Raw genomic sequence first — 25,755 nt, forward strand, 5'->3', positions numbered from 1 at the left:
CCAGCACTTGACCCTGCCATCATAGGAAGGTTCAAACTCGCGCCATCGCCCCATCTTCAGGAGACACGCATGAGCGTCAGCCACACCCTGCCAGCCCCGCTGGCCCCCGCATCCGCCTTGAAGGAATGGCGCTTCCCCGTGGAAGGCATGACCTGCGGCTCGTGCGTAGCCCGGGTCGAAAAAGCCCTGGCCGCCACGCCGGGCGTTGAGGAAGCCAATGTCAATTTCGCCACCGAGCAAGCCAGTGTCAAGGCCGGACCGGGCGTCACGCTGGACATGCTCAAGGCCGCCGTGGAAAAAGCCGGCTATGCCGTGGGCGGCACCGCCAACAGCGCCGAGGGCGAGCAGTCGCTGCGGCTGAAGATTGGCGACATGACCTGCGCGTCCTGCGTCGCGCGCGTGGAAAAGGCGCTCAAACAGGTGCCCGGCGTGCTGTCGGCCGAGGTCAACCTGGCAACGGAGACCGCCGAAGTCACCGTGGCGAGTGGCGCGGCCGCCCTGCCCCAACTCATCGCGGCGGTGGAAAAGGCCGGCTACCGGGCAGAAGCGATTCCCGATGCCGCCGCGGGCGCCCGCCCGGCAGCAACGGCCGGCGCCCCTTGGTGGCCGATTGCCGTGGCCGCCGCGCTGTCGGCGCCGCTGGCGCTGCCGATGGTCGGCATGCTGTTTGGCCAGTCCTGGATGCTCGATGGCTGGATTCAGTGGCTGCTCGCCACGCCGGTGCAGTTCTGGCTCGGCGCGCGCTTCTACAAGGCCGGCTGGAAAGCCGTTCGGGCTGGCGCCGGCAACATGGATTTGCTGGTGGCGGTGGGCACGTCGGCGGCCTACGGGCTGAGCGTTTACCTGCTGCTGCGCCACGGCGATCACGGCATGCCGCATCTTTACTTTGAAGCCTCGGCCGTCGTCATCACGCTGGTGCTGCTGGGCAAATGGCTGGAAGCGCGCGCCAAGCGCCAGACCACCGAAGCCATCCGGGCGCTCAATGCGCTGCGGCCCGAAACCGCACGGCTCCGGCGCGGCGGCGTGGACCGGGACGTGTCCATCAGCGAAGTTCAGGTGGGCGACCTGGTGGTCGTGCGGCCGGGCGAACGCATCGCGGTCGATGGCGAAATTATTGAAGGCGCGACCGAGGTCGATGAATCGCTGATCACCGGCGAAAGCCTGCCGGTCAACAAGCATGCCGGCGACCACGTGACCGGCGGCGCAGTCAACGCCGAAGGGCTGATCTTGGTGCGCACCACCGCCATCGGCGCCGAATCAACGCTGGCGCGCATCGTTCGCATGGTCGAGTCGGCGCAGGCCAAAAAAGCGCCGATACAGCGGCTGGTCGATCAGGTCAGCGCGGTGTTTGTGCCGGTAGTCATCGGCATCGCCGCTGTCACGCTGCTGGGCTGGGGTTTGGCGACCGGCAACTGGGAAACCGCCATCCTCAACGCGGTGGCGGTGCTGGTGATTGCCTGCCCGTGCGCGCTGGGGCTGGCCACGCCGACCGCCATCATGGCCGGCACCGGCGTGGCGGCAAAGCACGGCATTCTGATCAAGGATGCCGAAGCGCTGGAAGTGGCGCACCAGGTCAAGATCGTCGCCTTCGACAAGACCGGCACGCTGACCGAAGGCAAGCCCGAACTGGTCGCGCTGGAGCCCGCCGATATTTCGCGCGATCAGGCGCTGGCCTGGGCCGCCGCCATCCAGTCGGGCAGCGAGCATCCGCTGGCTAAGGCGGTCACGCAACTGGCGGTGAAGGATCAGGTTGCCGTGCCGGCCGCATCGCAAGTGCGCGCGGTAGCCGGGCGCGGCATGTCGGCCGTGGTCGAGGGCCATGAACTGCGCCTGGGCAGCCCGCGCTTCATGCAGGAATTGAACGTCGACTTGGACCCGTTTGCGGCCCGCGCGACCGCGCTGGAAGCCGAAGGCCGCACGGTGTCGTGGCTGGCCGATGTGACTGGCGCGCCGCAGCTGCTCGCGCTGCTGGCCTTTGGCGACACGGTCAAGGCCAGCGCCGCCCAGGCCGTCGCCAGCCTGCACGCGCTTGGCATCCAGACCGCGCTGGTGACCGGCGACAACCGGGGCAGCGCCGAGGCGGTGGCGAAGCAGCTTGGCATCGACATCGTGCATTTCCAGGTGCTGCCCGAAAACAAGGCAGCCATCGTGGGGCAGCTGAAAGACAAGCTGACCCAGGACGGCGGCCGCGTGGCGATGGTCGGCGACGGCATCAACGACGCGCCCGCGCTGGCGGCCGCCGATGTGGGCATTGCCATGTCCACCGGCACCGACGTGGCGATGCAGGCGGCCGGCATCACCTTGATGCGCGGCGACCCGGCGCTGGTCGCCGACGCCATCGACATCTCGCGCCGTACCTACGCCAAGATCCGGCAAAACCTGTTCTGGGCGTTTTTCTACAACGTGATCGGCATTCCGCTGGCCGCTTTCGGCCTGCTCAGCCCGGTGATTGCCGGCGCGGCCATGGCCTTCAGCAGCTTCAGCGTGGTGATGAACGCGCTGCTGCTGCGCCGCTGGAAAGGAAGCTCGAAATGACCGCCCCTGTGCTCGACAGCGGCCCGTTCAACATCGGCCAAGCCGCCAGCCAATCGGGCGTGTCGGCCAAGATGGTTCGCCATTACGAATCGCTCGGCCTGCTGCCGGCCGTGCACCGCACCGACGCCGGCTACCGGCAATATGGCGAGAAGCAAATCCACACCCTGCGCTTCATCCGCCGCGCCCGGCTGCTGGGTTTCAGCATGGCCGAGATTGCCGAACTGCTCAAGCTCTGGCAAAACCAGCAGCGCGCCAGCGCCGACGTCAAACGCATCGCCGAGGCGCATGTCGCCGACCTGGAGCGGCGGATTGCCGAGATGGAAGCGATGCGCCAGACGCTGGCGGAACTGGCGCATTGCTGCGCGGGAAATCATCGGCCGGACTGCCCGATTCTGGCGGAGTTGGCGAGCTAAAGAGGTGTTTTTACTATTCATTTGATAGCTGCTTGCTCTTGTGGATATTGCGCGAAAGGCTTTTTTCATCATAAAAATGGCGTGAAGATCGACTTTATCCCGGTCACCGCGCTCCAGCGCAGTGCTGGGTGCCCCGGAGGGAATCCAGCCTTGAGCTACGGATTGAACTTGTTTGTCGTTTGTACTAACATTCAGGTCATTTCAATTCAAGGTTTCATCCATGACACCCACGATTTCTCCCGCCGCCCACGCATCGCGTTCCGCCCGTCTGGGGCTCAGGGCAACGCCCCGGCAGGAAGCCATCCTGCGCCGCGCCGCCGACGCCGCGCACAAGTCCTTGACCGATTTCATTCTCGACAGCGCCTGCCATGCCGCCGAGCAGACCTTGCTCGATCAACGGCTGTTCATGGTGTCCGGCAGCCAGTACGGCGCGCTGATGGATCTGCTGGACCAGCCGCCCAAAGACAACGCCGGTTTGCGCGACTTGCTTGCCCGCAAAGCGCCCTGGGATGCGGCGTGACGCTGGGCGCGCCCGAGCCGCTGCTGGCCGGGCATCGTCTGGACACGTTTGATTGCGGCAAACCGGCGCTCAATGACTGGCTGATTCGCTACGCCCGGCAAGCCCAGTCCAGCGGGTCCGCCAGAACCTTCGTGGCCGCCGAGGCCGAGCGCGTCGCCGGATTCTTCAGCCTGACGGTGGGCCAGGTGGATACGCTGGAGGCACCGGAGCGCATTCGCAAGGGCATGGGCCAGTACCCGGTGCCGGTCGTGATCCTGGCCCGGCTCGGGGTATCGGTTCAGGACCGGGGGCTGGGCATTGGCATCGGATTGCTGAAGGATGCCATCCGGCGCGCGCTGATGATTTCTGACCAGGCCGGCATCCGCGCCCTGCTCACGCACCCGATGGACGAAGAGGCCGCGCGTTTTTGCAGCCGCTTCGGTTTTGAGCCTTCGCCCTTGCGGGAAGACCAGTTGCTGCTGCTGCTGCTTTTGAAGGATGCGCGGCGGTTGCTGACGGGGTGATGTTCAAGCCATGCTTGGGCCGCTGGATTTATTGATTAAAAGTGGCTTTAGCGCACGGCTGACGGGCGAAATCAGCTATTTATTTAGTAGCGTCAAGGCTTAATTTGAATCTGACCCCGATTTCACCGATTTCAGAACTGCCATGCGAAGCAGCGGCCCGGCGGGCTGAGCGGTCAGCGCTTGTCAGCCGGGCGATGTGTGCGCAACCAGTCTTTCATCGCGTCGTTGACACGCGTCTGCCAGCCACGCCCCGATGCTTTCAGCGCTGCCAGCACCTCCGCATCGAAGCGGATGGTCGTGGGCACCTTGACCGGGCGCTTTTGCGCACCGCGCTCGCCGGGTCGGCGCTTGAGGGTCAGCAGTGCGGCATAGGTCGTGGCGTCAAAAAACTCGCTGGCCGGCTTGGCCGTGGCGAAAAACGCATCATCAAGCTCAAAAGTGTCTGGGTCAGCGGCAATGCCCGCGTTGATTTGGGCGTCTTCTTCGGGCATGGGCATCTCGATGATGCGCCCGGATTTAGTGGTCACTTGCATAACGTTTTACCTCTCTGGAATTGGCCTTGCGCAGGCTGATGATGCGAACAGCCGTTTCGCGCAAGGTGTAAACCAACACATAGAGCCGCGTACTCATCAAGCCAGTGGCCACAAACCGCGTCTCGCCTAGCGCTTGCGGCTGTCCACCTCAATGCTGGCAGTCCACCACTCGAAGCCATCGGCCTCATGAAACCAGACCTGGTGGTTTGCCACATTGGCGGCAAGTTTCTTTGGGTCGTGGTCGTAGCGCATGATTTTATTGTATTAGCAAAAAGCTACCGATCAATAGTTATTTGTTAATACAGTTGCGCTGTTCGGCAGGGTAACTGCCAATAACCAGCCACGCTACAAAATTAATAGCTGCTTGCGCAGAAACGGCAAAGGGGTCAGGTCTTGTAATGATTCATTTGCTTCATGGCAAGACCTGACCAATGATGTTCTTTGGCTCTTGGCGAGAATGTTCAAGCCGTGTGGGCCGCTGGAATTATTAAGCAAAAAATGGCTGTAACGCATGACTGATGGTCGTACGCAGCTATTTATTTAGTAGCATCAAAGCTTAGTTTGAATCTAACCCGCATTCACTATTTGAATTTCTTGCACTTTAGGGCAGTCCATATGTGACATGGTTAATCATCAGTTCAAGCTCGCGATATTTCTCTTGCACAGAACTTCTCATAAAGGTCTTCTGGAGATCTCTTTGAGACCGCAACGGTATCAATCACGCCCCTTGATGCGACCGCAGATGTGCTTCGCATCGCAGCCAAAATGGAGGTATGCACCACATTTACAGGCTCAAACTCAAGTGCTGTTAGCGCGACCGATTTCCCACTAGAAGAATCAATGATGAGCCGGTAGAGTTCTGGAGTCTTGACTGCGAGATTTTGCCAAACGCTGCGCTGGCGGGTTACGTTTGCTCGACGTTGATTCCACAAATTCAGCATGTTCTTATGTGAATAGTGCCCAATAAACCATGTTGCCAGAGCAAGAAAAACCGTCAGCGGCCATCCAACATAAGAGGGTTGCTGGAACGACAGTGACCAAGTCCACGCAATCGCGATGCCAAGTAGCAGCACGCCCCACCCAAATTTACGAGTTGGCTCTGGTGCAGCGAATGCGGGCTCAGCTTCAAGCATTGGAATACTCTCATGCTCGACGCTTACTGAAGTTACGTTCTTAGTTTGCCAAGTCGTGTTCCCAATTGCGATAAGTTCGCTATCGATGCTATAGGACAAGCGAGCGTGTAGAACAAGGTCTTTGAACATTGTGGAATATGAAGAAATAAATGAAACGAACGTAAATTAAGCAACTAAATATTACATTAACACACGATTTAAGATGAGCAACGACTCTGCATCGTTCTTATCAAAACAACGAAATTAGGATCAAAAAATTGGGGTCAGACTCTAATTTCACTACATATTTAATAGCAGCTCGCGTCCGTGTTCATTGCACAAATGGCCCATTCAGTTATGAAATCCGCCAAAAATAGAGGCATTTGTGACGCTCAGCCTTTTCGATGAACCGCCCGCGCCCCATGAAGCGCCCCAGCTCATCGCGCCGGGCGCGGTGCTGCTGCACGGCTTTGCCAGCGACCTGGCCGAGGCGCTGGTGCAGGCCGCGCAGCAGGTCATCGCGGCCGCGCCCTTGCGCCATCTGATCACGCCGGGCGGCCGCGCCATGTCGGTCGGCATGACCAACTGCGGTGCGCTGGGCTGGACCTCAAGCCGCACGGGCTACCGCTACACCAGCACCGACCCGCTCTCAGGCCAGCCCTGGCCGCCCATGCCCGCCTGCTTTGCCGACATGGCTGCGCGGGCGGCGGCCGAGGCGGGTTTCGAGGGCTTCGCGCCGGACGCCTGCCTCATCAACCGCTACGAACCCGGCGCGCGCATGTCGCTGCACCAGGACCGCGACGAAAGCGACCTGGGCGCGCCCATCGTCTCGGTGTCGCTGGGACTGCCGGCGGTTTTTCTGTTTGGCGGTTTGCAGCGCGGCGACCGCCCCGCCCGGTATGGGCTGGCGCATGGCGACGTGGCGGTGTGGGGCGGCGCGTCGCGGCTGGCGTTTCATGGCGTGGCGCCGCTGGAGGGCGGCGACCATCCGCGCCTGGGGCGCCAGCGCATCAACCTGACGTTTCGCCGCGCGGGTTGACGCTTAAAACGGCTGCCTGCCGCGACGGGCCTGTGTCAGCCAGCCCAGCCCGTCCGGTGTCGCGCCAGGCGCCAGGCCGCGCGCCGGCTTGTACTCACACCCGACCCAGCCGCCATAGCCCAACTCGTCGAGCAGCGCGAACAGATACGGGTAGTTGATCTCGCCCACGTCGGGCTCGTTGCGTCCCGGCGCGCCCGCAATCTGGAGATGGCCGACCCGGCCCGTCGGCAGGTAGCGGCGCAGTTTCATCGCCAGGTCGCCCTCGACCACCTGGCAGTGGTACACGTCCATCTGCACCTTGAGATTTTCCGCGCCGACTTCATCCAGAATGGCGTGCGCCTGGTCTTGCCGGTTCAAAAAATAGCCAGGAATGTCACGGGTGTTGATCGGCTCGATCAGCATGTCCACACCGACAGCCGCCGCCTGTGCCGCAGCCCGGCGCAGGTTGCCGACATACACGGCCTGCGCGGCCTCGCGCGGCAAGCCGCCCGGCAGCACGCCCGCCATGACGTGGATGCGCGGACAGTTCAGGGCTTGCGCGAAGCCAAGCGCCAAGGCAATTCCGGCGCTGAATTCGGCTTCGCGGCCGGGCAGGCAGGCCGTTCCCTTTTGCGGCGACGCCCAGGCCGCTTCGATGCTGGCGGCGTCCGTGCCGCCGGGCGGCGCGTTGATGAGCACCAGTTCCAGTCCGTTCACCCTCAGCAGCGCCTTCAGCTCGGCCGCCGGCCAGCTGTAGGGCGACATGATTTCAACGGCCTTGAAGCCATCGCGGGCGGCGGCTTCAAAACGCTGGTGAAAAGGCAGTTCGGCGTAGAGCCAGTTCAGGTTGGCGGCGAATTGGGGCATGGCGGTTCAGGCTTTTATTCAGTTTTGGGCTGGTTGGCGGGGTCGTCGGCGCCGGGCGCAGTCTTGCATTCCCAGAAAATGCGCGCGCTGCAATGCCGACAGATCTCGGGGTCGAGCTTGCTGAAGATATGGGAAATGGCGGTGTATTTGTCCGGGAACTGGTGTTCCGGTCCCAGCACGTCGGTAAAACCGGTCTTGCGCCACATGCGGATCACTTCCGGTCGCGGCCGGTGAAAGTACAGGTTGCCGCCCATGGCGCGGCGCGCGGCGAGCTCGGCTTCCCACAACTCGGCGCCGGCCAGGTCGATGAAGTTCATGCTCTTGGCCATGACCAGCAAATGCTTTTGCGGATTCGGCTGGCTGCGCAGCGCGTGCAGGATGTCGGCCACATGCTGGGTCGCACCGAAATACACCTCGCCCTCCATGCGCAGCAGCTTGAGTTGCGGGCATTCGGGCAGGTTTTGATGCGGCGCCTCGTCAGGGTCGTCAGGCGTGTCGATCACCACGAACTGCCGCTCCAGCCCGCGGCTGTCAAAACCCATGCTGCGCATGGCGGGCCGCGAGGTGCGGTACAAAAACGACATCAGCGACAGCAGCATGCCCAGCAGGATCGCCATTTCCAGCCGGATCGTGACCGTGGCGACCAGCGTGGTCAGCGCCACCGAAAAATCGGTTCGGCTCAGGGCAAACAGATGGCGCCAGCGCTTCAAATCGAGCAGCGCCAGCGCCACCAGCACCAAGAGCCCCGCCAGCGCGGCCATCGGAATCTGCGCCAGCACCGGCGCGCTGACGGCTACCAGCGCGAGCAGCAGCAGCGCCGAAAACACCGACGCCAGCGGCGTGCGGGCGCCGGCCTCCAAGTTGGGCATGGAGCGGTTCATCGAGCCGCAGGACACGTAGCTGGAGAAAAATCCGCCAATGATGTTCGACAGCCCCTGGCCCCGGAACTCGCGGTTGGCGTCGATGCGCTGGCCCGAGCGCAGCGCCACCGCCCGGGCAATCGCAATCGCCTGGCCGAGCGCGACGATGGTCAGCGCAAAGGCCAGCCCGACCAGGTCGGATGCCTGCGCCCAGCTGATACTTGGCACCTCGAAGCGCGGCCACGGCGTGGCAATGGTGCCGACGATGCGCAGCGCCGACGAGGGCGTGGCGCTGCCCACCGTCCAGCGGCTCCAGCCCCACGCCAGCGCGGTGGCCACGGCCAGCCCGATCAGCATGTAAGGCCAGTTGCGGCGAAACCGGCGCAGCCCCAAAGCCACCGCCAGCGTGATGCCGGCCACGGCCAGCGCCGCCGGATTGGCGTGCGGCAGCTGCGTCAGGACATGCGCCAGCACGCCCGCCGCGCTGTGTTCGGGCGCGGCGGCCAGGCCGAGGAAATCCGGCAGCGCATGCACGGCAATCAAGAGCGCCGCGCCCGACGTGAAGCCAAACAGCACGGCGGGCGAGATGAAATTGGCCAGCACGCCCAGCCGCAGCGCGCCAATCAGCCACTGCAGCACGCCAACCATGACGGTGACGGCCAGCGCCAGCTGGATGTACATCGGGCTGAAGGCCATCGCCAGCGGCGACAGCATGGCAAACAGCGCCAGCGAATTGGCGTTGGTCGGCCCCGACATGACATGCCAGCTGGAGCCGAACAGCGCGGCGATGATGCAAGGAATGATGGCGGTGTACAGCCCGTATTCGGGTGGCAGCCCGGCCAGCGTGGCAAAGGCAATGCCTTGCGGCAGCACCAGCACCGCGCCGAGCAGGCCGGCCATGGCGTCAAGCCGCAGCGTGGCCGGCGTGATCTGGCGCACCCAGCTGCCCAACAAGCGCTCGGCCAGCCGCCCCATGAGGGCCGGGAAGGGAGTGGCGGCGCTGGCGTCAACAGGTTTCATGGCGAGGGTTTAAGCATACTGCCAGCTACTGCGGTGACAGGCACTCAGGCCAGACCGGACCAGCGCAGCAGCAGCCCGGCGACCGCCGACGCAGCGATGACCGGGATTACGCCCCACTTCAGGCGCCACAGGGCCGGAGCCGCCGCCAACGCCAGCGTCAGCGCCACCCAGTCGGCTTGAGCATCAAATAGACCATTTTCGCCCGCTGGGTAAGCGATAGCAGCTATGAAAAACAAAGCAAGGTTCGCGATCACGCCGACCACAGCGGCGGTCACGGCGGCCAGCGGCGCGGTCAGCCTGAGGTTGCCGCGCGTCGATTCGACCCACGGCCCGCCCGCCAGGATGAAGATGAACGAGGGCAAAAAGGTGAACCATGTCGCCACGCAGGCTGCCCAAGCAGCGCCCAGAAACAGCGCATCCGGCCCGGCCACCTGCTTGGTCCAGCCGCCGACAAAGCCGACAAACGCCACCACCATGATGAGCGGGCCGGGCGTGGTTTCGCCCAGCGCCAGGCCGTCCATCATCTGCGCCGTGCTGAGCCACTGGTAGTGCTCGACCGCCATCTGGTTCACATACGGCAGCACGGCATAGGCGCCGCCAAAGGTCAGCAGCGCGGCCTTGGTGAAAAACCAGCCGATCTGCGTCAGCGTGCCGTTCCAGCCATAGCTGAAAAACAGCGCCGCCATCGGTGCCAGCCAGAGCACGGCGCCAGCCAGCATCACTGTTGCGAGCCGGGGCAGGCTGAACAATGCATGCGGCGGCGTGGGCGTGTCGTCGTCAATCAGGGACGCGGTGCGAACGCCGTGCGCCGCCGACGCATGGCCTTTGCCGAGCGCCAGGCTGCCGGGTGCCACGCGCGCCAGAACGGCGCCCGTCAGCATGGCGGTCAGCACGACCAGCGGAAAGGGCAGCCCCAAAGCCCATATAGCTATGAAACTCATAGCTGCTATCGCCCATGGGACGGGCGCAAGAAGCGGATTTCCCAATGATTTGCTGGCAATTCGGTGCAGCGCGTGCAGCACAATCGCCGCCACCGCCGGCTTGATGCCGTAGAAAATCCCGGCCACCAGCGGCTGCTGGCCAAAGGCCATGTAAATCCAGCTCAGCCCGATCAGCAGCGCCAGCGACGGCAGGAAAAACAGGGTTCCCGCCACCACGCCGCCCCAGCTCCGGTGCATCAGCCAGCCCAGGTAGGTCGCAAGTTGCTGCGCCTCGGGGCCGGGCAAGACCATGCAAAAGTTGAGCGCGTGCAAAAAGCGCTTTTCAGACACCCAGCGGCGCTTTTCCACTAGCTCGCGGTGCATGATGGCAATCTGCCCGGCCGGGCCGCCAAAACTGATGAAGCCGAGCAACAGCCAAAAGCGCAAGGCTTCACGGAAAGGAACCAGCGCCGGCCCCGGGGCGCTCATCTCAGGCCCGCTGCAGCTTGAACACCGCCCGGCTGGCGCGCGCGTTCGGCCAGAAACGGATTTCGCGCCCATCCTGCAAACCGAAGGAATCGAGAATCCGCAGCCGGTTCTGGCCCGCCAGCGCGGCAAAATCGCGCAGCGTGCCGACGCGGATATTGGGCGTGTCGTACCACTGGTAGGGCAGCACCTTGGTCACCGGCATGCGCCCGCGCAGCACCGCCAGCCGGTTCGGCCAGTGGCCGAAATTGGGAAAGGCGACGATGCCGATGCGGCCGACGCGCGCCGTCTCAACCAGCATGACTTCGGCATTGCGCAAATGCTGCAGCGTGTCGATCTGCAGCACCACGTCGAACGAGTCGTCGCCGAACAGCGCCAGGCCGTCTTCGAGGTTGAACTGGATCACATTGACGCCGCGCGCCACGCAGGCCTGCACATTGGCGTCGTCGATCTCGACGCCGTAGCCCGAGCAGCCACGCTCCTTGATCAGGTAGGCCAGCAGCGCGCCGTTGCCGCAGCCCAGGTCGAGCACGCGCGAGCCCTGGGGCACCAGCCGGGCAATCGACAGCTGGTCAGGCGTCGGCGGCACGTCGTGTTGAGTCGTTCCGGTCATACGGCCACCTTGCTCTCAAAATAAGAGCGCACTACGCCCATGTAGCGCGCATCATCGAGCAAAAAAGCATCATGGCCATGCGGCGCGTCGATTTCTGCGTAGGTCACATCAAGCTGGTTGTCGAGCAGCGCCTTGACGATCTCGCGGCTGCGCGCCGGGGAAAAGCGCCAGTCGGTGGTGAAGCTGACCAGCAGGAATTTGGCGCTGGCCTGCGCCAGGGCGCGGCTCAGATCGCCGCCGAATTCACCGGCCGGGTCGAAATAGTCAAGCGCGCGGGTGATCAAAAGATAGGTGTTGGCATCGAAGTATTCGGCGAACTTGTCGCCTTGGTAGCGCAGGTAGCTTTCGATTTCAAACTCGACGTCCTGGGTGGTGTATTTGTATTGAGCTTCTTCAGTTGGCACGTTGGAGGAGTTAGCGCTGTGTTCATCCAAGTTCCGGCCACGGAACCGGCTTTGCCGGGCCGCAGGCGGGGTGGCCCCCTCGGGGGGCAGCGAACCACGCGCAGCGGGGAGCGTGGGGGCGCGTAACTGCCGGCCGAACTTTTCGTTCATCACGTCGTCGCTCAGGTAGGTGATGTGGCCGATCATGCGGGCAATGCGCAGGCCGCGCTTGGGCAGCACGCCGTGCCGGTAGAAGTGGCCTTCGTGAAAGTCGGGGTCGGTGACGATGGCGCGGCGCGCGACTTCGTTGAAGGCGATGTTCTCGGCCGTCAGGTTGGGCGCGCTGGCCACGACCACCGCATGGCGCACGCGATTCGGGTATTGCAGCGTCCACGAGAGCGCCTGCATGCCGCCCAGGCTGCCGCCCATGACGGCGGCCAGCGTCTGGATGCCGAGTGCATCGAGCAATCTGGCCTGCGCGTTGACCCAGTCCTGCACCGTGACGACCGGAAAATCGGCACCATACACTTCGCCGGTGTCGGGGTTGACCTGCATCGGCCCGGTCGAGCCGAAGCACGAACCGAGGTTGTTCACGCCAATCACAAAAAACCGGTTGGTGTCGAGCGGCTTGCCGGGGCCGATCATGGTGTCCCACCAGCCTTCGGACTTGTCCCTGACCTGGCCGGCTTCGTCCAGATAGACGCCGGCCACATGGTGCGATGCATTGAGCGCGTGGCAGACCAGCACCGCGTTGGATTTGTCGGCGTTGAGCTGGCCGTAGGTTTCATAGCTCAGGTCATAAGCGCGGATCGAGGCGCCGCTGCGCAGGGGCAGCGCTTCGGCAAAGTGCATAGAGGCTGGCGCGGCGACAAGGACGGGGGCAATGGGCACTGTGAGGGGTGAATCCACGGTAATCAGTACAGGTTCGGGACAGGACAACGGCAACTTCGGGTGGCAAAAAAGAAAACCCGGCATCGCTAAGGCGAGTCCGGGTTGATAGGGAGAATCGTCTTTAGCGGTACTTTTTACGCGCCCGCAAGCTGAGCAAATCGGCGCCTGGCCAGTATAGCAATCTAGGCCGGCACGGCCAGCGCCAGCACGCCGAGCGCCGCGAAGATCAGCGCCGACACGACATGCACTATGCGCAGCGGGATCAGGTGCATGAAGCGGCTGCCCAGCCAGACCACCGGCGCATTGGCGAGCATCATGCCCAGCGTGGTGCCCGCGACCACCCAGAAATAGGCGTCATAGCGCGCGGCGAGCATCACGGTGGCAATCTGCGTCTTGTCGCCCATCTCCGCCAGGAAAAACACGAACACCGTGGTGCCGAAGACGCCGAAGCGGGGCGGCTTCTTGTCGAGGTCATCCTCGTCGAGCTTGTCGGGAATCAGCATCCACAGCGCCATGGCGATGAAGGAAATGCCCAGAATCCAGCGCAGGGTTTGCGGGCCCAGAAAGGTGGTCGCCCAGGCGCCGAGTGCGCCAGCCATCGCATGGTTGGCAATGGTGGCGGCCAGGATGCCCCAGACGATGGGCCAGGGTCTTCTGAATTTGGCCGCGAGCACCAGCGCAAGAAGCTGGGTTTTGTCGCCCATTTCAGCAAGGCCGACGATACCGGTGGAGACGAGGAAAGCTTCCATGAAAAAACAGCTCAAGCCGGTTTTAAAAACCAATGACTGCACGACATCCCCGGCCTGAAGCTTTAAAAAGTTCTGGAGGCTGTGCAGTCAAAGGTCTCGCCAGGCTTGAAAAACTGTTTGCGCCATGTTGACCTTGTTGCAAGGCCAGACAAGTCTGTTGACGCAAACCCCTCTCAGTGAAGAAGGGCGGCTACTCCCCAATGACAGCCGGAATTATAAGGGGGGCGGCTTGCGGGACAAGCGCAAGAGCAATTCTCACAATAAGCAGCGCGCACCATGACGGTTCACTCTTCAAGGCGTGTTTCTTGCTTTGTTTTGGTGCAGTTTTTGGAATTTTCCAGAAAACGCACCAACACATTACATTTCACAAAGAGAGCGCGTTATGGAAGCACTAAAACAGGGTTCTGATGCCTTGTTCATCTTGTTGGGCGGCATCATGGTGCTGGCGATGCATGCCGGTTTTGCCTTTCTGGAACTCGGCACGGTGCGCAAGAAGAACCAGGTCAACGCACTGGTCAAGATATTGGTGGATTTTTCGGTGTCCACCGTGGTGTATTTTGCCGTTGGTTATGGCGTGGCCTACGGCACCCATTTTTTTGTCGGCGCCGAGCAACTGGCCGCGAGGAACGGTTATGAGCTGGTCCGGTTCTTTTTCCTGCTGACCTTCGCGGCCGCCATTCCGGCGATCATCTCGGGTGGCATTGCCGAGCGCGCGCGCTTTTATCCCCAGCTGATTGCAACGGGGGTCATCGTCGGATTTGTCTATCCATTTTTTGAAGGCATCGCCTGGAATCAGCACTTTGGCGTGCAGGCTTGGATCAAGTCGCTGACCGGAGCCGAGTTTCATGATTTTGCCGGCTCTGTCGTGGTTCATGCGCTGGGCGGCTGGCTGGCGCTTCCCGCCGTGCTGTTGCTAGGCGCGCGCAGCAACCGCTACCGCAAGGACGGCGCGATGTCGGCGCATCCGCCGTCCAGCATTCCCTTCCTGGCGCTGGGCGCCTGGATTTTGGTGGTCGGCTGGTTTGGCTTCAACGTGATGAGCGCGCAAACGCTTGACAAGATTTCCGGCCTGGTGGCGGTCAACTCGCTGATGGCGATGGTCGGCGGCACACTGGCGGCGCTGGCTTTTGGCAAGAACGACCCCGGTTTTGTACACAACGGGCCGCTGGCCGGACTGGTGGCGGTGTGCGCCGGTTCGGACGTCATGCATCCGCTGGGCGCGCTGGTCGTCGGCGGCGTGGCAGGAGCCGTCTTTGTGGTGATGTTCACGCTGACGCAGAACAAATGGAAAATCGACGATGTGCTTGGCGTCTGGCCGCTGCACGGGCTGTGCGGCACCTGGGGCGGGCTGGCTGCAGGCATTTTTGGCAGCAAGGCGTTTGGCGGCTTGGGCGGCGTCAACTTTGGCGCGCAGCTGATTGGCACCGTCATAGGCGTGGCGTGGGCGGTGCTCATGGGATTCTTGGTGTATGGCGCACTCAAAATGACCATGGGACTGCGATTGACACAGGAAGAAGAGTTTGAAGGCGCCGATCGGTCGATTCACCGCATTGGCGCAACGCCTGAGCGTGAGGTTAATTGGTAGCTTTATGTAACTATTAAGACAAGAAGATGGTAAAGAATTTTTGATTTGTCAACAACCGCAACCTAAATTCCAAACGACTTTCGTTCCAAAAAAAACGACAGGATGTCAGTGTTTTCACCTACCAACTCTTGGTGGAAAGGCTTGTCAGCGGACAATTTCACGGTTGGACTTTGGAGGAAGTAAAGCATAATATCTCGGTGCAAATTCACAGTTTGCACTTGTTAGGTGATCGGTAAGTTTCGCGCGCTACAGCGGTACGTCGAAGATTTGTTGTGCTTTCGGGACCCCATCGCTTTTATTTATGTGTTTTAGAGGAGTCCCTTCATGGGCAACAAACTTTACGTTGGCAACCTGCCTTACTCGGTGCGTGACGAAGACCTGCAGCAATCCTTTGGTCAATTCGGCGCTGTAACCAGCGCCAAAGTCATGATGGAACGCGACACCGGTCGCTCCAAGGGCTTTGGTTTTGTCGAAATGGCCAGCGACGCAGAAGCGCAAGCTGCCATCAATGGCATGAACGGTCAGCCTCTGGGCGGCCGCAGCGTTGTTGTCAACGAAGCTCGTCCGATGGAGGCACGTCCTCCACGCACCGGCGGCTTCGGTGGCGGTGGTGGCGGCTACGGTGGCGGCGCTGGCGGCGGTGGTGGTGGCGGATACGGCGGCGGTGGCGGCGGCGGTCGTTCTTCCGGCGGCGGCGGCAGCGACGGTGGTTTCCGTAGCCCGTACGGCGGTGGCGGTGCTGGTGGCGGACGCTCCGGTGGCGGCGGCGGCGGACGCGGCGGCTACTAAGCCCTGCGCTATTTCCCGTCAGGCCAACTGGCCTGTATAACCAGCTTCGTTGGTCTCTGACCAACAAATGTCCGAAACGGCTTCAAAACTTCGATTTTGAAGCCGTTTTGCATTTCAGTTCACTTCCCTTGCATGTCAATGGCAAGCAAACAACCCAAGCGGAGCAGCCTGCTTCTCACCGGGATTTGGAAACAGGAGCGAGGGGTTGCTTTGCTGAATTCGGCATCAAAACCCCACGAACGCGGCCTGTAAGAACAGCCACCTGGTCGAGATTGTTGTAGGTAAAAACATTGCCGGTGAACTGGTCAGTGCCCCGGATCAGGACCACAGGCAGATGCGACTGGACGCGTTCTTCATTCAAAAAAGCATGAAGAAATTCACCGCGAAATTCCAGCTTCGGTGCTTCCTTGCCTTGTACGTTGCGACTGGCTTCACGCACCACCCGTGCGTTGCCAGTCAATTGGACCTCCGAGCCATCGCCGTTTGAATAAGCCCGATTGGCAGTGGCCGTGGTGAGTTGCCTGTTGATGTTGATGTTGTGGATTCGTGCCTGGTCAATTTCCAGAATGTCGGTATCGGCAAAATGCCGGGCCTCCGTTCCCGCAATTTCACTTTTGAGTTTGCCGTCCTCGTCAAAGGTCTTGATGGTGAAATTCTGCATGAAATAATCCACCTCATGCACGACCGCCCGGACCGCCTCCGGGGCGCTGAAAGTCGGCGTGTTGCGCACCAGCCAATAGGTTCCCAAAGCCAGCGCTCCCATCATGAGAAGCGGCATGTACATGGCCGTCCGGTCCCAGAGGGAGAGAAATTTTCGCCATCCACTTTTATGCGGCACCTTGAAGTTTCCTGCGTTTTTGCGGCCGTCCAAGACATCCATCATGCAAGGTACTCGCGCAGCAGCCCGGCATAGTGACCGGCGGCGACAAGCAACAAATCACAAAATTCACGGGCAGCTCCCTCGCCTCCCCGGGCCTGTGTGATGTGATGGGCGCGTGACCTGACTTCCAGGTGGGCATTGGCGGGCGCGCAGCTCAATGCCGAGCGGCTCATGACGGGCACATCCGGCCAGTCGTCGCCCATCGCGGCAGCCGCACTCCAGTCCAGCCCAAGGGCCTTCAGGGTCTGCTCGGCGGCTGGGCGCTTGTCTTCGGTTCCGAAGTGGCAATGGTTGATTCCCAGCGCCTGCAGACGTCCACGCAGCACGGAACTGTCCCGGCCGGTGATGACAACCGGCGTGATGCCCGCTTTTTGCAGCAGCTTGAGCCCGTGACCGTCCAGTGTGTTGAAGCGCTTGATGATTTCGCCGGATGACCTGAACCCGTCCACCGCCCGGGCATGCTCATGTCCGTCCGGATATTCCGAAAAATACAATCCACCATCGGTCAGGACACCATCCACATCGAAAAACGCAACCTTGACGCCTTGGCCCCGCAGCAGCAGTTCCGGTGGAAAATTCAGGAACGGCTCAGCCGTCGCAGGAGATAGGACTGGCATATCAGATGACCTTGGCACGCATCAGGTCGTTGCTGCTGAGAGCGCCGCACAGCCTTCCAGCTTCATCAACCACCAGCACACTGTTGATGCGGTACTGTTCCATCAGCGCCACGGCTTGCACCGCAAGCGCGCTTTTGCTTACGGTGCGCGGGTCGGCATGCATCACGTCATTGGCGGTAAGGCTTCGCAAATCCACGCCTTTTTCAACCAGCCGGCGCAAGTCGCCATCGGTAAAAATTCCAAGAACCTGCTGGCGGCTATCCACGACAGCTGCAGCGCCCAATCCCTTGGCGCTCATCTCGCGCATGAGGTCGGTGAATGAAGTTTCGGCAACGACCTGCGGGACAGCGCTGCCGCTGCGCATCACGTCGCTCACATGGGTCAGCAACTTGCGACCCAGCGCACCGCCAGGGTGCGAACGGGCAAAATCTTCTTCACGAAAGCCGCGCGCGTCGAGCAACGCCACAGCCAGCGCATCGCCCATGGCAAGCTGCGCCGTGGTGCTGGCCGTCGGCGCAAGATTGAGCGGGCAGGCTTCCCTGGAAACACTGGTGTCGAGCGTGATGCGGGCCTGCTTGGCCAGCGTGGATTCCCGGCCGCCAGTGATGGCGACGAGCGCCACGCCCAAGCGGCCCAACACGGGGAGAATCGCGACCAGTTCCTCGCTTTCGCCGCTGTTGGAAATGGCCAGCACCACGTCGCTGGCCTGGATCATCCCAAGATCGCCATGGCTGGCCTCAGCCGGATGCACAAACATGGCCGCTGTGCCGGTAGAAGCCAGCGTGGCGGCAATCTTTCGGCCAATGTGACCGCTTTTTCCCATGCCCATGACAACCACGCGGCCGGGGCAGGCAACCATCAGCCCGACCGCCTGGACAAACTCATCACCGATCCGGCTGGCCAGGTCCAGCACGGCAGCGGCTTCAATCTCGAACGTTTTCCTGGCCAGGCTCAAAACCTGTCCTGCATTAATAGTCGCGACATCAAAATTCATGGCTGCATTCTATCGATGCCTGTCACTGCCAGAGATGCCGGCAGGTCAACCAGACTGGCCAGCCACGTCATATCCTTCAGCTACCATCAGCCAATGAGTGCGCTTGAACTGACCCTTTTGTACCTGCTGGCCGCCGTTGTGGGGGTAGTCATTTGCCGCTCGTTCAAATTGCCGCCCATGCTGGGCTATCTGGCCGTCGGCGTGGTGATCGGCCCGCATGCGCTGGCCTTGTCGCAAAACTCCGAAGGCGTGCGCCACCTGGGCGAATTCGGCGTCGTATTTCTGATGTTCGTGATCGGGCTGGAATTCAACCTGCCCAAGCTCCGATCGATGCGCCGCCATGTGTTCGGCCTCGGTCTTCTTCAGGTGGCGCTCACGATGCTGCTGGTCACCGTGGGTTCCCTGTTTTTGGCGGTCATGGCGCCGACGCTTTGGAACATGCAGTGGCAAACCGCGCTGTCGCTGTCGGGTGCCATGGCCATGAGCAGCACCGCCATCGTGGTCAAGCTCCTGGCCGAGCGGCTGGAAATGGCGTCAGAGCATGGCAAGCGGGTGATGGGCGTCCTGCTTTTCCAGGATCTGGCCGTGGTACCGCTGCTGGTGCTGATTCCTGCACTCGGATCGCCAGCTGAGGAACTGTTCATGAGCCTGGGCATTGCCGCGCTGAAGGCTGCGCTGCTGCTGGGCCTGCTGCTGACAGGCGGGCAGCGCCTCATGCGCTGGTGGCTCACGATCGTGGCGCGTCGCAAGAGTGAGGAACTTTTTGTACTGAATCTGCTGCTGGTGACGCTGGCGCTGGCATGGTTGACCGAACTCGCTGGATTGAGCCTGGCGCTGGGCGCCTTTATCGCGGGCATGCTGATTTCCGAAACCCAGTACAAGCACCAGGTCGAAACCGACATCCGGCCTTTTCACGATGTGCTGCTCGGCCTTTTTTTCATCAGCGTTGGCATGATGCTGGACTGGCACGAGGTCGTTGACCATTGGGCATTGGTGCTGGTGCTGCTGACGCTGCCGGTATTGTTCAAGCTGATCCTGGTCACGGTGCTGGCGCGCGCTCTGGGAGCGACCGAGGGCGTAGCACTGCGCACCGGCCTGTACTTGGCGCAAGCCGGCGAGTTTGGCTTTGTCCTGCTGTCGCTGGCGCAAGGCAGCAAGCTCATACCGCCTGCGTTGATGAATCCCATCCTGGCCAGCATGGTGCTGTCGATGCTGGCCACGCCCTTCATCATCCTCTACGCCAACCGCATCGTGATGAAGCTGGTCTCAAGCGAGTGGCTGCAGCAGTCGCTTCAAATGACCACGATTGCCAGCAAGTCCATGAGCGCCAACAGGCACGTGATCATTTGCGGCTACGGGCGCTGCGGCCAGAACCTGGGCCGCATGCTGGAGCGCGAAGGGATTCCCTATATCGCGCTGGACCTGGACCCTGACCGGGTGCGGCAGGCGGCCGCCGCAGGCAGCCCGGTGGTGTTTGGCGATGCGGTTCGCTTGCAGGCGTTGATCGCGGCCGGGCTGGCGCGGGCCAGCGCCGTGGTGGTGACCTATCTGGACACAGCCAGCGCATTGAAAGTGCTGGCCAATACCCGCACGCATGCACCCACAGTGCCGATCATTGTGCGCACCGTGGATGACCGCGACCTGGAAAAGCTCAAGGCAGGCGGCGCTACAGAAGTCGTTCCCGAGGCGATTGAAGGCAGCCTGATGCTGGCCAGCCATGCGCTGGCGCTGGTGGGTGTGCCCATGCGCCGCGTGATCCGCGTGGTGCAGGACCAGCGCGACGCGCGCTACAACCTGCTGCGCGGTTATTTTCGGGGTGCCGACGACGACACGGCAGACGAGCTAGAGCAAGAGCGCCTGTCCACGGTGACGCTGGTTCCCGGCCTCAGTTCCGTCGGCCAGACACTCGGCGACTTGGCCCTGCACAAGGTCGAGGTGCGCGTGGTCAGCCTGCGGCGCAACAACGGCAAAACACTCAAGGCGCTTGACCACATCAGCCTGGAGGATGGGGACACCCTGGTCCTGTCGGGCAAACCGGAAGCGCTGGCACTGGCCGAGCAGAAACTTTTGAACAGCTAGGGGTTCCAACCTGCATGCACAAACGACAATTTATTGGCGCATTGCTGGCCACCCCTTGGCTGGCGCAGGCGCAAACCGATGCGCTGGCGGCGCGCCTGGTCGCTGGCGCCTGCGTGGTAATGCTGCGCCATGCGCAGACCGATCCGGGCATTGGCGATCCACCGGGCTTTCGACTGGACCGTTGCAGCACCCAACGCAATCTCAGCGCTGAAGGACGCGCCCGGGCCGAACGCATCGGCCAATGGTTCAAATCGCGTGGTTTGGAACCCAGCGCTGTCCAGTCCAGCGCCTGGTGCCGCTGCAAGGACACCGCCGACCTGGCATTTGGCCGCCACAAAGTCTGGCCAGCGCTCAATTCCTTTTTTGACGAATACCGCACCCGAGACGCCCAGACAGCGCAGTTGCGCGCTGCGTTGGGAGGTATGCCGTCAGGCAAGTTCGAGGTGTGGGTCACGCACCAGGTCAACATCACCGCGCTGACCGGGGAAGGCATGGCGATGGGTGAAGCGCTGGTGCTTGATGCCATGGGAAAAGTTGTTGCCCGAAGTACTTTTGCTTGACCCTTGAACCATGGCCATTTTTTGAACGGCTGTCATTGCGCACGAACCGAGTGACTTGCAACTGGCGGTTATAGAGCATTCATTTTTAACAGAAAACAAATTTTTCCACATCAAATAGGCTGTTTGCGCACGCCTGCATTGCATAAGCAGCTATTAAAATAGCAAAAACGATTTAATCCATTAAGCGCCATGAAAGGCCAGTCAGGATGATGATGCTGCTGCTGCTGCGGTAAAAATCACTGTCGTGTCTTGCGTGTCAGGTCACCGCCGCCCGCTTGGGAGGAATGCACAGGCGCTTGGCCATGACTGCTCCCATTGCCAACGTCAGTTCAAGCGCAATGGAACTGTGGTGACGAGCCAGGTCCTTGAAACGCAGCGGGGTAAGACACCACATCTTGCACGGGCTCGATGCATAGACCGTCGCTCTGCGCGGCTGGTTTGAAAAAAATGAACCCTCGCCCAGCACAGTTCCTGCGCCGACCAAAGCCGTGTGGATCTTTGTATCACCTTCTTCGCAATGAGCACTCAAGGTGCCACTTTCAATGAAATAGAGCGTAGCGTCCCGAGCGCCCTGCTCAATCAGGACCTGGCCCTTGTTCAGGGGAAAAGGATGCATGAACGAGGCGAGCGTCGTCCAGTGCGGCTGGCTGAGTTGACAGCGCAAGGCGTCACTCGCCTCGCAGTTCTGGATGACCTGGGCCAGGGTCTGGACGTCGAAACGGATAGCTCCGGGGAGTAGTGCATTCATGATGTTGCAAAGATACCTTTGCGCCAACACCTCATGTATCAATTGAACTTTCACTTACTTTTGATACGTCGAGATTTTTGTTTTTCCAAAATAAACAAGGTAGAAACAGAAAAAGACAGTTTTTCAATACCTTGTTTTCAGAGAATTTCCGCTATTTTCCAATGCAGAATTTGGAAAAAATTTCGCCCAGCAAATCGTCAGCACTGAACGTGCCGGTGATCGAACTCAGATGCAACTGGGCTTGCCGCAAATCTTCGGCCAGCAGGTCGAGTGCGGGCAGCACCGAGGCCAACTGGTCCTGAGCAGTAAGCAACTGCATATGCACCTTGCGCAATGCGCTGACATGGCGTTCACGCGCCATGAAAACCCCTTCAGGTGAAGCCTGCCAGCCCACCACCTGCAGCAACTGCGCTCGCAAGGTCTGAAGGCCGGCTCCGGTCTTGGCGGAAATCAACACGCCGCCGTCCACTTGACGCAAGACTTCCGCGCTGGCCATGTCGGATTTGTTCCAGACATCGATGATCGGTGTTTTTTTTGCGAGTTTTATAGCCAGTGCGCTTTCCAGACGGGCGTCTTCAGCTATGTAAATAATAGCATCTTCAATGCTTTCGCCGGTGTTCTGCCGGGTGAGGTCGTGCAGGAACAGCACGGCATCGGCACTTTCAATCTCAGCCCATGCCCGCTGGATGCCGATTTTTTCGACTTCATCGAGCGCCTCGCGCAAACCGGCCGTATCCACCACATGCAGCGGCACGCCTTCGATCTGGATCAGCTGCGACACCTTGTCGCGGGTGGTGCCGGCTACCGGCGTCACGATGGCCAGTTCGGCGCCCGCCAGCGCATTGAGCAGCGAGCTTTTGCCGACGTTGGGCTGGCCGGCAATCACGACCTTGATGCCTTCCCGCAAAATTGCACCCTGCGTAGCGCGTTGCATGACGCTGGCCAGCGTCGCCTGCAGGCGCAGCAGCTGGCCATGCGCATCAGCCTGCTGCAGGAAGTCGATGTCTTCCTCGGGAAAATCGAGCGTGGCTTCGACCAGCATGCGCAGGTGAATCAACTGGTCCAGAAGCATCTGGACAGCTTGCGAAAACTCGCCCGACATGGAACGCGCTGCGGAACGCGCGGCTGTTTCGGTGCTGGCGTCGATCAGGTCGGCAATGGCTTCGGCTTGGGCCAGGTCAATCTTGTCGTTGAGAAAAGCCCGCTCGGAGAATTCGCCGGGCTCGGCAACCCGCAACGCCGCCAGCACCGGCTGACCGGTCACCGGGTCGGCCGCAGCGGCCGCTTCAAGGCATCGCGCCAGCAACAGCTGCAGGACGACCGGGCCGCCATGCGCCTGCAATTCCAGCACGTCTTCACCCGTAAAAGAATGCGGGGCGGGAAAAAAAATCGCCAGCCCCTTGTCGATCACCTGGCCGTCCGCATCCCGAAATGCCAGGTAAGTCGCCTGACGCGGAGAAAGTGCGCGGCCACACAGTGCCTGAACCACCGGCGCAATGCGCTGGCCTGAAATACGGATAATTCCGACGGCGCCGCGACCCGGCGCGGTGGCAATCGCAACAATGGGATGGTGATGGCGGGCCAGCATGACGCCTTAATGGTAAAGGGCCGCTAAGCGGCCCTTTTTGTTTATCTGAACTTCGGCAGGTTGAACTGCGGCGGCACGCCCATCCGGGTATTGATGACCCACTGCTGGGCAATCGACAGGATGTTGTTGGTGATCCAGTAGAGCACCAGGCCGGCCGGGAAGAAGAAGAACATCACACTGAAAATCAGCGGCATGAACCACATCAGCTTGGCCTGCATCGGATCAGGCGGCGCGGGATTCAAGGCGGTCTGCAGCATCGTCGTCAGGGCCATCACCACCGGCAGGATGTAAAGCGGGTCCGGTGAAGACAAGTCCTTGATCCACAGAATCCACGGCGCATTGCGCATCTCAACGCTGGACAGCAGCACCCAGTAGAGCGCAATGAAGACCGGAATCTGGACCATGATTGGGAAGCAGCCACCCATCGGGTTGACTTTTTCCTCGCGGTAGATCTTCATCATCGCCTGCTGCATTTCCTGCGGCTTGTCCTTGAGGCGCTCGCGCATTTCGGTGATCTTCGGGTTGATCGCCTTCATCTTGGCCATGCTCGCATACGCCTTGGCATTGAGCCAGTAAAAGGCGATTTTCAGCAGCAGCACCAAGGCCACGATGGACCAGCCCCAGTTCTGGATGAAACTGTGCAGCTTGTCGAGCAACCAGTAGAGCGGCTTGGCCAGGATCGTCAGCCAGCCGTAATCCTTCACCAGTTCCAGGCCGGGCGACAGGGATTCAAGAACTTTTTCCTCCTGGGGGCCGACGAAAAATTTCGAATCGATGATCTTCGCGGTACCCGGCCCGATCGGATCCAGCGGCGTGATCATGCCAACGGCATACAGGTTGGTATCGACCTTGCGCAGAAACAGGTCGCGTTTCAGGCCGTCAGGCAGTATCCAGGCCGATGCAAAGTAATGCTGCACCATGGCCACGTAGCCGTTGGTCGCCTGCTTCTCGACATCAACTTTGTTGTTTTCAATGTCCTTGAATTCAACTTTCTGGTATTTCTTGGCTTCGGTGTAGATAGCCGGACCGGTAAAGGTCGAATAGAACGACGACTCGCCGGGCGGCTTGTTGCCGTCGCGCACCAGTTGCAGGTAGAGCTGCGGAGCGACTGGCGTGGTGCCAGTGTTGATGACCTCATGGCGCACCGCCAAGTCATACGCGCCGCGCCTGATGGTGTAGGTCTTGAGCAGTTTCACGCCGCCCAGGTCGGTTGATTCAAATTGGACAAGCAACTCGTTTTGCCCCTCCTTGAACGCTCGCTCGCCCGGCAACAAGGTCATCGGCGTCTTGTGCGTGGGGAACGTGCCGCCGTTGCTGCCGGCAATCAGGCCGGTCTGCGCCACGTAGACACGGTTCGTGCTTTCATCAAGCAATACAAACCCTTGCTCCTTGTGGGTCATATCCTTGTACTTGATGAAGGCCGAGTGAACCAGGGTTCCGCCTTCGCTGTCAAAAGTCAGCGAAAGCACATCGGTGTTGACGACCACGCGCTCCCTGGCGGCAGACGGTGCAACCGATGGCGCACCGGAAGGCACCGCAGCCGGAGAACCGGGCGCTTCGCTGGCAGCAGGCGACGGCACGGCGGCGCTGTCGGCAGACGCTGGCGCAGCGGCGACGGGCAATGTGGCCGTCTGGGTGCTCGACGGGAAAAAGGTGGCTTTGTTGCCCTGAAAAACCTGCCACTGGTCCCACAACAAGACCATGGAAAAACCAAAAATCACCCACAAGATGGTGCGGCGGATGTCGTTCATGACGGCGTCTTTTTAGAAGGAATGAAAGCCGCAGGCTTGAGCAGGCGGCTGAAAAAAGAGGCAGATTGTGGCGGCGGCACCGGGTCGTGCCCCCCATCGCACCAAGGATGGCAGCGCGCCAGGCGGCGCAATGTCAGGTAGCTGCCCGTTACCGCGCCATGCTGGCCCAATGCCTGCAGCGAGTAAGCCGAACAACTGGGCTCAAAACGGCAGTTCGAACCCAGTGAAGGGCTGATCAGCAAGCGGTAAGCTGTGACCATGCCCATCAAAACCTTTTGTGGAAGGCGCAACAAGGTGATCAAGATACGTCTCATGCTGCCTTGGCTCCAGCTTGCATTAGGGTTTGAATTTCATTGCGAACAGCCTGCCGCAGCTGATCAGAGACGGCGCTGACAAACTCAGTGCGGGGGAAGCCGCTACGCAGGCGAACCAAGAATGCAGCCTGCGGATACAGTTGGGAAAAGTCAGCACTCACCGTGTAAATTTGTCTTTTGATGGCGTTGCGCGTCACGGCCCGTTTGGCCCAGCGTTTGGGAACCATCGCACCGATCCACATGTCCTGCTGGCGAAACAATCTGCCCGGTTCAGCTGGTTTGTCGGTCTGTGAAGCCGTGACCCCGGCATCAAGCCGGTTCCGATGCAGGGCAAAGTGCGGTGTTTTTGCAATGATGGTTCCGGCCAGAACGGCCTGGAACTGCGCCCGGGTTTTAAGCCGCTGCACTGGCGCCCAGCATCAGTTCA

General features: G+C 61.1%; 27 protein-coding genes and 1 riboswitch. Of the genes, 9 read left to right on the forward strand and 18 right to left on the reverse strand.

Annotated features, from left to right (window positions below):
• Positions 1-69: 69 nt before the first annotated feature.
• The 4 genes from ACP7AD_RS10695 (at position 70) to ACP7AD_RS10710 (ending at position 3,971) form a co-directional block, all read left to right on the forward strand.
• Positions 70-2,535, forward strand: a complete 2,466-nt coding sequence (locus ACP7AD_RS10695) for a heavy metal translocating P-type ATPase (RefSeq protein WP_426146979.1) — start codon at positions 70-72, stop codon at positions 2,533-2,535.
• A complete protein-coding gene (gene cueR, locus ACP7AD_RS10700; protein ID WP_426146980.1) occupies positions 2,532-2,948 on the forward strand; it encodes a Cu(I)-responsive transcriptional regulator in 417 nt (138 codons plus the stop codon). Before ACP7AD_RS10695 ends, cueR begins: the two co-directional genes overlap by 4 nt.
• 220 nt (positions 2,949-3,168) lie before the next feature.
• Positions 3,169-3,468 carry a DUF1778 domain-containing protein gene (locus ACP7AD_RS10705; RefSeq protein ID WP_426146981.1) on the forward strand — a complete coding sequence of 100 codons (300 nt, stop codon included), beginning with the start codon at positions 3,169-3,171 and terminating at the stop codon, positions 3,466-3,468.
• Positions 3,465-3,971 carry a GNAT family N-acetyltransferase gene (locus ACP7AD_RS10710; protein WP_426146983.1) on the forward strand — a complete coding sequence of 169 codons (507 nt, stop codon included), beginning with the start codon at positions 3,465-3,467 and terminating at the stop codon, positions 3,969-3,971. The genes ACP7AD_RS10705 and ACP7AD_RS10710 overlap by 4 nt, the downstream gene beginning before the upstream one ends.
• Positions 3,972-4,144: 173 nt before the next feature.
• Here the strand turns inward: ACP7AD_RS10710 and ACP7AD_RS10715 are convergent, their stop codons facing one another.
• The 4 genes from ACP7AD_RS10715 to ACP7AD_RS10730 all read right to left on the reverse strand — a co-directional run bounded on the left by ACP7AD_RS10715 (position 4,145) and on the right by ACP7AD_RS10730 (position 5,766).
• Complete coding sequence (locus tag ACP7AD_RS10715) at positions 4,145-4,468, reverse strand: BrnA antitoxin family protein (RefSeq protein WP_426147072.1); 324 nt, start codon at positions 4,466-4,468, stop codon at positions 4,145-4,147.
• A 19-nt stretch (positions 4,469-4,487) separates the two neighbouring features.
• Positions 4,488-4,601: a hypothetical protein gene (locus ACP7AD_RS10720; RefSeq protein WP_426146985.1), complete on the reverse strand. Its 114-nt coding sequence runs from the start codon at positions 4,599-4,601 to the stop codon at positions 4,488-4,490.
• Positions 4,602-4,630: 29 nt separating this feature from the next.
• Complete coding sequence (locus ACP7AD_RS10725) at positions 4,631-4,756, reverse strand: hypothetical protein (protein ID WP_426146986.1); 126 nt, start codon at positions 4,754-4,756, stop codon at positions 4,631-4,633.
• Positions 4,757-5,142: 386 nt separating this feature from the next.
• Entirely contained in the window at positions 5,143-5,766 is a 624-nt protein-coding gene (locus ACP7AD_RS10730; protein ID WP_426146988.1) for a hypothetical protein, read from the reverse strand.
• A 235-nt stretch (positions 5,767-6,001) separates the two neighbouring features.
• Here ACP7AD_RS10730 and alkB point away from each other — a divergent pair, with 235 nt between their 5' ends.
• Positions 6,002-6,655 carry a DNA oxidative demethylase AlkB gene (gene alkB / locus ACP7AD_RS10735; protein ID WP_426146990.1) on the forward strand — a complete coding sequence of 218 codons (654 nt, stop codon included), beginning with the start codon at positions 6,002-6,004 and terminating at the stop codon, positions 6,653-6,655.
• A gap of 3 nt (positions 6,656-6,658) precedes the next feature.
• Here alkB and otnI read toward each other — a convergent pair whose 3' ends face one another.
• From otnI to ACP7AD_RS10765, 6 genes are all read right to left on the reverse strand, one after another.
• A complete protein-coding gene (gene otnI / locus ACP7AD_RS10740; RefSeq protein WP_426146991.1) occupies positions 6,659-7,501 on the reverse strand; it encodes a 2-oxo-tetronate isomerase in 843 nt (280 codons plus the stop codon).
• Between the two features lie 14 nt (positions 7,502-7,515).
• Positions 7,516-9,381, reverse strand: coding sequence for a SulP family inorganic anion transporter (locus tag ACP7AD_RS10745; protein ID WP_426146992.1), 1,866 nt, complete (start codon positions 9,379-9,381; stop codon positions 7,516-7,518).
• A gap of 44 nt (positions 9,382-9,425) precedes the next feature.
• Positions 9,426-10,790: a chromate efflux transporter gene (chrA, locus tag ACP7AD_RS10750; RefSeq protein ID WP_426146994.1), complete on the reverse strand. Its 1,365-nt coding sequence runs from the start codon at positions 10,788-10,790 to the stop codon at positions 9,426-9,428.
• 1 nt (position 10,791) lies between these two features.
• A complete protein-coding gene (gene metW / locus ACP7AD_RS10755; protein ID WP_426146996.1) occupies positions 10,792-11,400 on the reverse strand; it encodes a methionine biosynthesis protein MetW in 609 nt (202 codons plus the stop codon).
• Positions 11,397-12,635, reverse strand: coding sequence for a homoserine O-acetyltransferase MetX (metX, locus tag ACP7AD_RS10760; RefSeq protein ID WP_426147074.1), 1,239 nt, complete (start codon positions 12,633-12,635; stop codon positions 11,397-11,399). The genes metW and metX overlap by 4 nt, the downstream gene beginning before the upstream one ends.
• A gap of 221 nt (positions 12,636-12,856) precedes the next feature.
• A complete protein-coding gene (locus ACP7AD_RS10765) occupies positions 12,857-13,423 on the reverse strand; it encodes a TMEM165/GDT1 family protein (protein WP_426146998.1) in 567 nt (188 codons plus the stop codon).
• A gap of 57 nt (positions 13,424-13,480) precedes the next feature.
• Positions 13,481-13,634: riboswitch (yybP-ykoY riboswitch) on the reverse strand.
• 171 nt (positions 13,635-13,805) lie between these two features.
• Between ACP7AD_RS10765 and ACP7AD_RS10770 the strand changes: the two genes are divergently transcribed.
• Positions 13,806-15,008, forward strand: coding sequence for an ammonium transporter (locus ACP7AD_RS10770; protein ID WP_426147000.1), 1,203 nt, complete (start codon positions 13,806-13,808; stop codon positions 15,006-15,008).
• A gap of 324 nt (positions 15,009-15,332) precedes the next feature.
• The gene (locus tag ACP7AD_RS10775) at positions 15,333-15,797 is read left to right on the forward strand and encodes an RNA recognition motif domain-containing protein (protein WP_426147002.1); all 465 of its coding nucleotides are present in this window, start codon (positions 15,333-15,335) and stop codon (positions 15,795-15,797) included.
• Positions 15,798-15,972: 175 nt separating this feature from the next.
• Here ACP7AD_RS10775 and lptC read toward each other — a convergent pair whose 3' ends face one another.
• From lptC to ACP7AD_RS10790, 3 genes are read right to left on the reverse strand one after another with little or no spacing between them, the layout of a single operon-like run.
• Entirely contained in the window at positions 15,973-16,680 is a 708-nt protein-coding gene (gene lptC, locus ACP7AD_RS10780) for an LPS export ABC transporter periplasmic protein LptC (RefSeq protein WP_426147004.1), read from the reverse strand.
• Entirely contained in the window at positions 16,677-17,294 is a 618-nt protein-coding gene (locus ACP7AD_RS10785) for a KdsC family phosphatase (RefSeq protein ID WP_426147006.1), read from the reverse strand. Before ACP7AD_RS10785 ends, lptC begins: the two co-directional genes overlap by 4 nt.
• A 1-nt stretch (position 17,295) precedes the next feature.
• A complete protein-coding gene (locus tag ACP7AD_RS10790) occupies positions 17,296-18,288 on the reverse strand; it encodes a KpsF/GutQ family sugar-phosphate isomerase (protein ID WP_426147008.1) in 993 nt (330 codons plus the stop codon).
• A 93-nt stretch (positions 18,289-18,381) separates the two neighbouring features.
• Here ACP7AD_RS10790 and ACP7AD_RS10795 point away from each other — a divergent pair, with 93 nt between their 5' ends.
• Together ACP7AD_RS10795 and ACP7AD_RS10800 are read left to right on the forward strand one after the other, a co-directional pair.
• Positions 18,382-20,367: a cation:proton antiporter gene (locus tag ACP7AD_RS10795; protein WP_426147010.1), complete on the forward strand. Its 1,986-nt coding sequence runs from the start codon at positions 18,382-18,384 to the stop codon at positions 20,365-20,367.
• Positions 20,368-20,381: 14 nt separating this feature from the next.
• Positions 20,382-20,927, forward strand: coding sequence for a histidine phosphatase family protein (locus ACP7AD_RS10800; protein WP_426147012.1), 546 nt, complete (start codon positions 20,382-20,384; stop codon positions 20,925-20,927).
• 256 nt (positions 20,928-21,183) lie between these two features.
• Here ACP7AD_RS10800 and ACP7AD_RS10805 read toward each other — a convergent pair whose 3' ends face one another.
• The 5 genes from ACP7AD_RS10805 to ACP7AD_RS10825 all read right to left on the reverse strand — a co-directional run bounded on the left by ACP7AD_RS10805 (position 21,184) and on the right by ACP7AD_RS10825 (position 25,735).
• Entirely contained in the window at positions 21,184-21,675 is a 492-nt protein-coding gene (locus tag ACP7AD_RS10805; protein ID WP_426147014.1) for a Crp/Fnr family transcriptional regulator, read from the reverse strand.
• Positions 21,676-21,826: 151 nt separating this feature from the next.
• The gene (mnmE, locus tag ACP7AD_RS10810; RefSeq protein ID WP_426147016.1) at positions 21,827-23,263 is read right to left on the reverse strand and encodes a tRNA uridine-5-carboxymethylaminomethyl(34) synthesis GTPase MnmE; all 1,437 of its coding nucleotides are present in this window, start codon (positions 23,261-23,263) and stop codon (positions 21,827-21,829) included.
• A 41-nt stretch (positions 23,264-23,304) separates the two neighbouring features.
• Positions 23,305-25,014 carry a membrane protein insertase YidC gene (gene yidC / locus ACP7AD_RS10815; protein WP_426147018.1) on the reverse strand — a complete coding sequence of 570 codons (1,710 nt, stop codon included), beginning with the start codon at positions 25,012-25,014 and terminating at the stop codon, positions 23,305-23,307.
• Positions 25,011-25,328, reverse strand: a complete 318-nt coding sequence (yidD, locus tag ACP7AD_RS10820; RefSeq protein ID WP_426147020.1) for a membrane protein insertion efficiency factor YidD — start codon at positions 25,326-25,328, stop codon at positions 25,011-25,013. The genes yidC and yidD overlap by 4 nt, the downstream gene beginning before the upstream one ends.
• Positions 25,325-25,735, reverse strand: a complete 411-nt coding sequence (locus ACP7AD_RS10825) for a ribonuclease P protein component (protein ID WP_426147021.1) — start codon at positions 25,733-25,735, stop codon at positions 25,325-25,327. The genes yidD and ACP7AD_RS10825 overlap by 4 nt, the downstream gene beginning before the upstream one ends.
• Positions 25,736-25,755 lie beyond the last annotated feature (20 nt).

Source organism: Polaromonas sp. DSP2-3-2b2 (genome assembly GCF_049895905.1).
Classification (GTDB): Bacteria; Pseudomonadota; Gammaproteobacteria; order Burkholderiales; family Burkholderiaceae_C; genus Polaromonas.